This window comes from Streptomyces sp. NPDC058289, from assembly GCF_042880975.1.
GTDB lineage: Bacteria > Actinomycetota > Actinomycetes > Streptomycetales > Streptomycetaceae > Streptomyces > Streptomyces stoeckheimensis.
The window spans coordinates 1-7,719 of sequence record NZ_JBHVYI010000173.1 but is presented as its reverse complement, the minus strand read 5'-3'; the positions used below and the strand labels follow the sequence as shown (position 1 = coordinate 7,719).

Here is a 7,719-nt window from a genome sequence, read left to right as displayed (position 1 = left end):
GGCCCGATGGGCCCGCCCCCCTTCCCCGTTCAGCCCGCTGCAGGCGGCGCGCGCTACGCGCTCAGCGGGAACTGCTCGCCCAGCTCGCGGAAGACCGCGCCGTTGTAGTCGAAGGCGCGCTTGCACTCGTCGATGATGCGCTGCTTCTCCAGATCGTCCGCGGCGATCGTGTCCAGCAGTTCGCGGTAGGCCCGCTTGAAGGCGGCCGGGTTGGAGATGTCCGCGAAGACGTAGAAGCGCACGCCGTCGCCCTTGCGCTCGAAGCCCCAGGTCCGCTCCGCCTTGTCGCGGATGATCTGGCCGCCGGAGAGGTCGCCCAGGTAGCGGGTGTAGTGATGGGCCACGTACCCGCCCGGCCAGGAGGCGGCGCACTCGGCCACGCGGGCCGCGTAGGCCTCGGTGGCGGGCAGCGCGACCAGGGTCTCGCGCCATGCGGGACCCCGCAGATGGGCCAGGTCCCGCTCGATCGCGGCGAGGCGCATCAGCTCGGGCTGTATGAACGGGCCGGCCACGGCGTCGTCCTCGAGGGCCTCCGCGGCGTCCTCCAGGGCCCTGTACACGAACCACAGCTGCTCGGTGTAGCGCGTGTACGCGTCCACTCCGAGCCGGCCGCCGAGCAGGTCGCTCATGAACGTCGAGGTCTCCGCCTCGGTGTGCTGCTCGTGCGAGGCGACACGGATGACGGTGGAGAAGGCGTCCAAGGCGGACCTCCGAGAAATCGGAAGAAAAGGGGAGCCGGGCGTGGCGGCCGTGCCGCCACACCCGATCCTCCTACTTAGGCTTACCTAAGTCAATGTGTTCCCGACGCCTTGTCGGTAAAAACCTCCGCGAGGTGATTTCCTCGGTCCACGGTCAGGGGAGCGTCAGGATCTCCGCCCCGGTGTCCGTGACCACCAGTGTGTGCTCGAACTGCGCGGTCCGCTTCCGGTCCTTCGTGACCACCGTCCAGCCGTCCTCCCACATGTCGTACTCGTGGGTGCCCAGGGTCAGCATCGGCTCGATGGTGAAGGTCATCCCGGGCTCGATGACGGTGGTGGCGTGCGGGCTGTCGTAGTGCGGGACGATCAGACCGGAGTGGAAGGACGAGTTGATCCCGTGACCGGTGAAGTCCCGGACGACGCCGTAGCCGAAGCGCTTCGCGTACGACTCGATGACCCGGCCGATGATGTTGATCTGCCGGCCCGGCCTGACGGCCTTGATGGCCCGGTTCAGGGCCTCGCGGGTGCGCTCCACGAGCAGCCGCGACTCCTCGTCCACGTCCCCGCACAGGTACGTGGCGTTGTTGTCGCCGTGCACCCCGCCGATGTAGGCGGTCACGTCGAGGTTGACGATGTCGCCGTCCCGCAGGACGGTCGAGTCGGGGATCCCGTGGCAGATGACCTCGTTGAGCGAGGAACACAGGGACTTGGGGAAACCGCGGTAGCCCAGCGTCGAGGGGTAGGCACCGTGGTCGCACATGTACTCGTGGGCGACCCGGTCCAGCTCGTCGGTGGTCACCCCCGGCGCGATCAGCTTGGCGGCCTCTTCCATCGCCTGGGCGGCGATCCGGCCGGCGATGCGCATGGCCTCGATGGTCTCGGGCGTCTGCACCTCCGGTCCGGTGTACGGAGTGGGCGCGGGCTTGCCCACGTACTCGGGCCGGCGGATGTTTCCGGGAACGGAACGGACGGGAGTGAGCTCGCCTGGTACGAGCAGCGACTGGCCAGACATACGAGCGAGTGTATCGAGCGGGTATGGGGCAGCATGGCGACAGAGAGAGGAGCCTGACGATGGCCCTGTTCAAGAAGCGCCAGGTGGGCAAACCCGGCGAGTGGTACTACTGCCTGGTCCACAAGAAGGTCGAGGAAGGCCCCGAGTGCCCGGCGAAGGACCGTTTCGGCCCCTACGCGACACCCGAAGAGGCGAACCACGCGATGGAGACGGCGCAGGAGCGCAATCTCGAATGGCAGAACGACCCCAAGTGGAACGACAAGACACGCGAGACCGAAGAGGGCACCGGTACCCCGTAGCTACCAGCGGCTGGGCGGCGGCGCGGCCAGCTGGTCGGCCAGCCGCGCCAGCCGGTCCCGGAACCGCCTCGGCCCGCGCTGCACCGGCAGGCTGTTCTCCCCGGCCGCCGCGCTGACCAGGTGCTGCACGGTGTCCAGGTCCAGCTCGGCGGCCCCGTCCGGTACGGACAGCACCTCGTGCGCGAGCGTCCCGAGATCCGCGTCCCCGCCGTCCAGGGACAGTACGGTCGCTCCCGCGCGCCGGGCGTCGTGCACCCGCTCCAGCAGCCCGTCCCCGGGCTGCTCCGGAGCCACCACCAGCAGGGTGTGACCGCGCCGGGCCGCCTCCAGCCGGCTCAGGCCGACCGACAGGTGCGGGGCGTCACCGGGCAGCACCCGGTGGCGTACGAGCGTGGGCGCCAGCTCCGGCAGCCCCGACCAGGCGGCCTCGTCGACCAGGTGCGCCGCCAGGTGCCAGGGCTCGTACTGCTCGGTCCCGACCAACAGCAGGTTCCCGCCGGCCGGTACGACCGACCGGCGCAGCGTCCCGGCGAACCGGCGCGCGGCGCCGGGCCACTCCGTACCGGCGAGCACCTCGCGCAGCAGCGCGACTCTCACGGCGTCCATATCGGCATCCTGCCGCATGGAAGGGACAAACGGGAGCCGTTCCCCCCATCTCCCACCCCACCTCCGCCCCACCCCGCGCGCACTTCGGCATCTCCTGCCTACTTGGGCATCTCACAGCGTCCGCGCATTCGCCCCTGACGATCTCGCGGCTACCCTCGCCCCCATGACCTCCACAGACAGCACGCAGCAGCCCGCGAAGGCCCCCGCCAAGGACCCGTGGGACCTTCCCGACGTCTCCGGCCTCGTCGTAGGCGTCCTCGGCGGCACCGGCGACCAGGGCCGGGGCCTGGCCTACCGGCTCGCCCGCGCCGGCCAGAAGGTGATCATCGGATCCCGTGCCGCCGACCGCGCGCGGACCGCCGCCGACGAGCTCGGCCTCGGGGTGGAGGGCGCGGACAACGCCGAGTGCGCGCGCCGCAGCGACATCGTGATCATCGCGGTGCCGTGGGAGGGCCACGCCAAAACCCTGGAATCGCTGCGCGAGGACCTCGCCGGCAAGCTCGTTGTCGACTGCGTCAACCCGCTCGGCTTCGACAAGCAGGGCGCGTACGCCCTCCAGGTCGAAGAGGGCAGCGCGGCCCAGCAGGCCGCCGCCCTCCTGCCGGACTCCCGCGTCACGGCGGCCTTCCACCACCTCTCGGCGGTGCTCCTCCAGGACGAGTCGATCGCCGAGATCGACACCGACGTGATGGTCCTCGGCGAGGTCCGCGCCGACACCGACATCGTGCAGGCCCTCGCCGGCCGGATCCCGGGCATGCGCGGCGTCTTCGCGGGCCGCCTGCGCAACGCCCACCAGGTGGAATCCTTGGTGGCCAACCTCATCTCCACCAACCGCCGCTACAAGGCCCACGCGGGCCTGCGCATCACGGACGTCTGATCCACCCGGGCCACCCGTCCCGCCGCCCCTCCACGGGGCCGGCGGACCGGGTGGCCCCGGACCAGCTCAGCCGCGCCGCCCGCCGCGCCCCTCGACGGGGCCCAGCTGCGCCACCACACCGTGGTAGAAGCGCTCCACGGCATCGTCCACGCTGCGGATGAACCCGGACTCCGTGTTCCCCCGCGTACTCCCCATCCCCTTGAGCAGCGACAGCCGGAAACCGACGACGGCCGAACCGTCCGCGGGCAGCAGATCGCCCGGCTCGGGCCGCAGCCGCTCCAGCGTCCCGCGCGGCCCGCTCCCCGGCCCGGAGCCCGTTCCTGCCTCGAGGAGACTCTCCACGTGCAGGTCCGCCGGAGCACCTTCGAGCAGCTTCAGCAGCCGCTTCACCATCACCAGCGGGTACGCACCCTCCGGGGCCGGCACGTCGACGGACGTCCGCACCTTGGAGGTCCTGAGGTCGGCGCTCACCGCGATGACACTGCTGGTCCCGTCGACGCGCAGCTCCGCGGAGAGCTTCCCGTCCGCGCACAGCCGGTCCGCCGCCGCGACCCGCCGGGCCTGCGGATCACTGCCCCGCCGGGCCCGCTGCACCGGCAGCGCCTTCTGCCCGAGCTCCCCGCCGAGACGCAGACAGACCTGGCGGATCAGCCGCTCCCAGCTCTCCACCACCTCCACGGTCCGGACGTCCCCGTGGCCGAGGGTCTCGTCCTCGATGCCCTTGCGCACGGGCACCCAGGCGGCGCCCATGTTCTGGAACCCGTGGCAGCCGGACTGCTCGTGCCGCAGGTACTCCAGCAGTTCCTGGAGGAGCCAGGCGTGCGCGGCGTTGCCCACGCCCTCGTGGCGGATCAGCAGCTGTGCCTGGTGGGCGACCTCGGCCCAGGACAGGTGCCAGAGGCTGACCTTGTGCTTGCGCCGCCCGTCGACCTTCACCTCCACCATGGGGCGGCCCTCCAGGGCCACGTCGTTGGAGAGGGTGATCACGGCCTCGTAGCCGCGGCGCGCGGCGATGTCCATGTACGCCTGTACCTGCTCCGCCTTGAGCGGGTTGCCGTTCGTCTTCGTCTCCACGAGCGCCGTCCACAGCTTGCCCGCGCGCTCCACCCGGATCACCCCGTCGGGGCGCCGCGGAGTGTCCCCGTGGGGGAGCGAGACCTCCGTGAAGGTCTGCATCCGGCCGGCGGGCGCGCCGAACCCGGCGGTGAGGCGGCGGCCGAACTCCGGGACCTGTGCCATGACCGACAGCAGGACCGAGGTGGCGCGCACCTCCCGCTCCCGGTCGCTCTTGAGGGAGGGGACGGGGAACAGGCGGGCCTGGCTCCAGGACTCGTTCTCGGCGAGGGACTTCTTGGCCACCTTGGGCAGGGTGACCTTCTTCCTGGTCGTACGGGGACTCCGGCCGCGGGTCTGCGCCGGTACGGCGCCCGGGGCGGCCTCCTCGGCGGGCGCGGACCGGGGTGCGGGCTCGGCGAGGGGTTCGGCGACGGGCACGGCGGCCGGGGCGTCCGCCGCGGCGACGGCCGATCCCTCGGCTCCCTCGGCTCCCTCAGGTCCCTGGGGTCCCTCGGGTCCCTGGGGTCCCTCGGATTCCTCGGATTCCTCCAGCACCGGGATGCCGAAGTCCGTGGCCAGTCCCGCGAGGCCGGTCTCGTACCCCTGGCCGACCGCGCGGAACTTCCACTCCTCGCCCCGGCGGTACAGCTCGCCGAAGATGAAGGCCGTCTCCACGCCCGCGTCGTCGATGGAGTAGCCGACCAGCGGTTCCCCGGAGCGGTCCGCGACCGTCATCCGCAGGTCGTCGAGGTCTCCGAAGCGCGCGCCGGCGTACCGGCTGGCCGCCACGACGATCCGCGCGACCCGCTCCGGTACCGCGGTCAGGTCCACGCTGATGCGGTCCTCGTCGCCGTTGTCGGTCGGCACCTTGCCCAGCAGCTGCACGCTCCCGTCGGCGGCCGCCGGGTTGTTGTAGAAGTAGAAGTCGTTCTCGTCGCGGACCTTGCCGTTCTCGTCCAGCAGCAGCACCGAGACGTCGGCGTCGCCGGCCCCCGAAGCGCTGCTCCAGCCCAGGCTCACGACGACCGCCCCGGCGTCCTCGCTGAGGGCGGTCAGGCTGACGTTCGCGCCCTTCGGGATCTCCTGCATGTGTTCCCCCCGGTCCTTCCGCACCCCCGTGCGCGGTGCGTCTCGGGCGAACCGTAGCGGCGGGAGGAGGAAAAGATCACGGGATGGCGGAAATCGGCCCGACGGGAGCACGCCGGGGCATGGGGGACACTGGAAGGGCTTGAACCGCTTCAGTGCCCCCGAGGAGCCTCCGTCATGCCCCGCCTTGCCGTGTTCGCCGTCGTTCTCTGCGTCCTCGCCACTGCCGCCGCCGTGGTCTCCTTCGTCGAGGGCAGCCTGCTCGGGATCGTGTGGGTGCTGATGGCGGGCATCACGTCGAACATGGCGTGGTTCTACGTGCGCAAGGCGAAGATCGAGAAGGCCGCGGCGGCGGCCCGCACCGCGGGCTGATCTCCTGAGTCTTGAGTTCTGCGTTCCGGCGGCCCCCGGTCGGTGACGGATGAGCAGGTGGCCGCGGTGGTCACCAGGGCGCTGGAGTCCACTCCGAAGAACGCGACGCACTGGTCGACGCGGTCGATGGCCAGGGAAATGGGCCCGTCCCAGTCCTCGATGTCAAGGGTCTGGCGGGCGTCCTGACCCGCCGAGCGGGCGCTGGTGTTCTGCGTGAACGAGAAGTCGCAGATCCAGGCCCCGGACCGGTCTCAGCCGGTGCTGCCGATGATGCCAGGGGTCCCGGAGCGGTCAACGCACGACCACGTCCGCACCGGCACAACCACCCTGTTTGCTGCCCTCAACGTGGCGCGCGGCCCGTCGGATCCGTAGATCAGAGAGGGCTGCGGTCCGGGGGTGCCGGGGCCGGGTTCGGAGCCGGGTTCGGGACTGGGCCCGGGTTTTCCCGGCTCGGTCCCGGGACCGGGGCAGGGGCAGGGGGCTTCGGAGGAGCCGGGGTGGGGGCGGGGGTCGGTTCGTCGGGCTTGTGCTCGCAGTACACCTTGCCTTGGTAGAACTTCCAGCCCGGCATGTTCTCCACGTCCCGGGGCTTGCTGGTCTTCTTGCCCTCCTTCGGGGACTTGCTGCCGCGATGATCCTCATCGGCTTCGTTCTTGTGGTCGCCCATCGCACGGCCGGCGTGAGCCGTTGCGGTCACGGTGACCTCGCCGGTGTGCGGCATGGCCGGAGTGGCGGACGCACCGGTCGGCAGCAGCGCGGCCCCTCCGACGAAAGCGGCCGAACCGGCGAAGATCGCAAACCGCTGCTTCCGAAACGTGCGAGCCATGAGAATGCTCCTTTCAAAGAGAAAGGCGAACCGGGGGAATTCCAGTAAGCCCTCCGCGCGCCGGTGGTCGCACGTCACCACAACTCGGGACTTGACAATGACGGGCCCGGAGGAGTGGACCGCCGGCCCTTCCTCGTTCGGGCCGGTCTACGCAGGTTCTGCGCGAGCGAGCTATGCAGACAGGGCGAACGGGTGACGGCAAGGGCGACATGGGTTGTTTCAAGAAGCGAATCCCCTCACGTGTGTATTTTTAGCGATCGTCTACAGGCACTGAGTCGGTGCGGGAAATGCAGAGGTACGGAGGGCAAGGAAGCATGCATAAGCTCAAGCAGGTCATGATCGCCGCTGCGGCGGTCGGGAGTCTGGTCACCCTGGGCGCGGGATGCGCGAACGCCGCTGAAGAGCCGGGCGGCTCCATGGGCCGGTCGCTCAGCGGCATCAGCGCCGTGCGCGAGTTGGCTCCCCTCACGCCGCTCACCCCGCTCACCCCGCTCACGCCGCTCACGCCGCTCACCCCGCTCGCCTCGCAGGTGCCGGCCATCCCGGCCATCCCGGCTATCCCGGCCATCCCGGCGATCCCGGCCAACCCGAATGCTGCTGCGGTCTCGAATGTCCAGCAGAGCGGCGCGGCAGACAACTCCGACGCCTCCACCCCGAACACGCCGAACACCCCGAACACGCCGAACACGCCGAACACCCCGAACACGCCGAACACGCCGAACACCCCGAACACGCCGAACACGCCGAACACCCCGAACACGCCGAACACCCCCAACACGCCGAATGCTTCGGGCGATGTGGAGGCTCTGTCGGAGCTCGAGCGGCTGTCAATCTTCTAATGGCCACATGACAGCGCCGCGCAGTGTTGAACCGCGCGGCGCTGTCAC

9 protein-coding genes and 1 pseudogene are annotated in these 7,719 nt (G+C 70.5%); 5 read left to right on the top strand and 5 right to left on the bottom strand.

What is annotated here, in order from left to right; translation table 11 throughout:
• Positions 1–53: 53 nt before the first annotated feature.
• A complete protein-coding gene (locus ACFVX6_RS40225) occupies positions 54–701 on the bottom strand; it encodes a heme oxygenase (biliverdin-producing) (RefSeq protein WP_389699542.1) in 648 nt (215 codons plus the stop codon).
• A 151-nt stretch (positions 702–852) separates the two neighbouring features.
• A complete protein-coding gene (map, locus tag ACFVX6_RS40220; RefSeq protein ID WP_327307005.1) occupies positions 853–1,710 on the bottom strand; it encodes a type I methionyl aminopeptidase in 858 nt (285 codons plus the stop codon).
• A gap of 59 nt (positions 1,711–1,769) precedes the next feature.
• Here map and ACFVX6_RS40215 point away from each other — a divergent pair, with 59 nt between their 5' ends.
• Positions 1,770–2,009, top strand: coding sequence for a hypothetical protein (locus ACFVX6_RS40215; protein ID WP_243329646.1), 240 nt, complete (start codon positions 1,770–1,772; stop codon positions 2,007–2,009).
• Here the strand turns inward: ACFVX6_RS40215 and ACFVX6_RS40210 are convergent, their stop codons facing one another.
• The gene (locus tag ACFVX6_RS40210; protein WP_389699541.1) at positions 2,010–2,615 is read right to left on the bottom strand and encodes a hypothetical protein; all 606 of its coding nucleotides are present in this window, start codon (positions 2,613–2,615) and stop codon (positions 2,010–2,012) included.
• A gap of 163 nt (positions 2,616–2,778) precedes the next feature.
• Between ACFVX6_RS40210 and npdG the strand changes: the two genes are divergently transcribed.
• Positions 2,779–3,492, top strand: a complete 714-nt coding sequence (npdG, locus tag ACFVX6_RS40205; protein WP_389699540.1) for an NADPH-dependent F420 reductase — start codon at positions 2,779–2,781, stop codon at positions 3,490–3,492.
• A 66-nt stretch (positions 3,493–3,558) separates the two neighbouring features.
• On the opposite strand, the gene ACFVX6_RS40200 is transcribed toward npdG, so the two are convergent.
• Positions 3,559–5,637, bottom strand: coding sequence for a TerD family protein (locus ACFVX6_RS40200; RefSeq protein ID WP_389699539.1), 2,079 nt, complete (start codon positions 5,635–5,637; stop codon positions 3,559–3,561).
• Positions 5,638–5,811: 174 nt separating this feature from the next.
• Here ACFVX6_RS40200 and ACFVX6_RS40195 point away from each other — a divergent pair, with 174 nt between their 5' ends.
• Both ACFVX6_RS40195 and ACFVX6_RS40190 read left to right on the top strand, forming a co-directional pair.
• Entirely contained in the window at positions 5,812–6,006 is a 195-nt protein-coding gene (locus tag ACFVX6_RS40195) for a hypothetical protein (protein ID WP_385378417.1), read from the top strand.
• 21 nt (positions 6,007–6,027) lie between these two features.
• A pseudogene (locus ACFVX6_RS40190) lies at positions 6,028–6,363 on the top strand (IS630 family transposase); the annotation flags it as partial.
• 16 nt (positions 6,364–6,379) lie between these two features.
• Here the strand turns inward: ACFVX6_RS40190 and ACFVX6_RS40185 are convergent.
• Positions 6,380–6,832 (bottom strand): hypothetical protein, encoded by a 453-nt coding sequence (locus ACFVX6_RS40185; RefSeq protein WP_389699538.1) that lies wholly within the window; start codon positions 6,830–6,832, stop codon positions 6,380–6,382.
• Between the two features lie 314 nt (positions 6,833–7,146).
• On the opposite strand from ACFVX6_RS40185, the gene ACFVX6_RS40180 reads away from it, so the two are divergent.
• On the top strand, positions 7,147–7,671 hold the full coding sequence (locus ACFVX6_RS40180) for a hypothetical protein (protein WP_389699537.1): 525 nt from the start codon (positions 7,147–7,149) through the stop codon (positions 7,669–7,671).
• The last annotated feature ends 48 nt before the right edge of the window (positions 7,672–7,719 follow it).

Coding starts and splice junctions, on each gene's coding strand:
- map (WP_327307005.1), bottom strand. CDS start 1,710: ATGTCTGGCCAGTCGCTGCTCGTACCAGGCGAGCTCACTCCCGTCCGT.
- ACFVX6_RS40215 (WP_243329646.1), top strand. CDS start 1,770: ATGGCCCTGTTCAAGAAGCGCCAGGTGGGCAAACCCGGCGAGTGGTAC.
- ACFVX6_RS40210 (WP_389699541.1), bottom strand. CDS start 2,615: ATGGACGCCGTGAGAGTCGCGCTGCTGCGCGAGGTGCTCGCCGGTACG.
- npdG (WP_389699540.1), top strand. CDS start 2,779: ATGACCTCCACAGACAGCACGCAGCAGCCCGCGAAGGCCCCCGCCAAG.
- ACFVX6_RS40200 (WP_389699539.1), bottom strand. CDS start 5,637: ATGCAGGAGATCCCGAAGGGCGCGAACGTCAGCCTGACCGCCCTCAGC.
- ACFVX6_RS40195 (WP_385378417.1), top strand. CDS start 5,812: ATGCCCCGCCTTGCCGTGTTCGCCGTCGTTCTCTGCGTCCTCGCCACT.
- ACFVX6_RS40185 (WP_389699538.1), bottom strand. CDS start 6,832: ATGGCTCGCACGTTTCGGAAGCAGCGGTTTGCGATCTTCGCCGGTTCG.
- ACFVX6_RS40180 (WP_389699537.1), top strand. CDS start 7,147: ATGCATAAGCTCAAGCAGGTCATGATCGCCGCTGCGGCGGTCGGGAGT.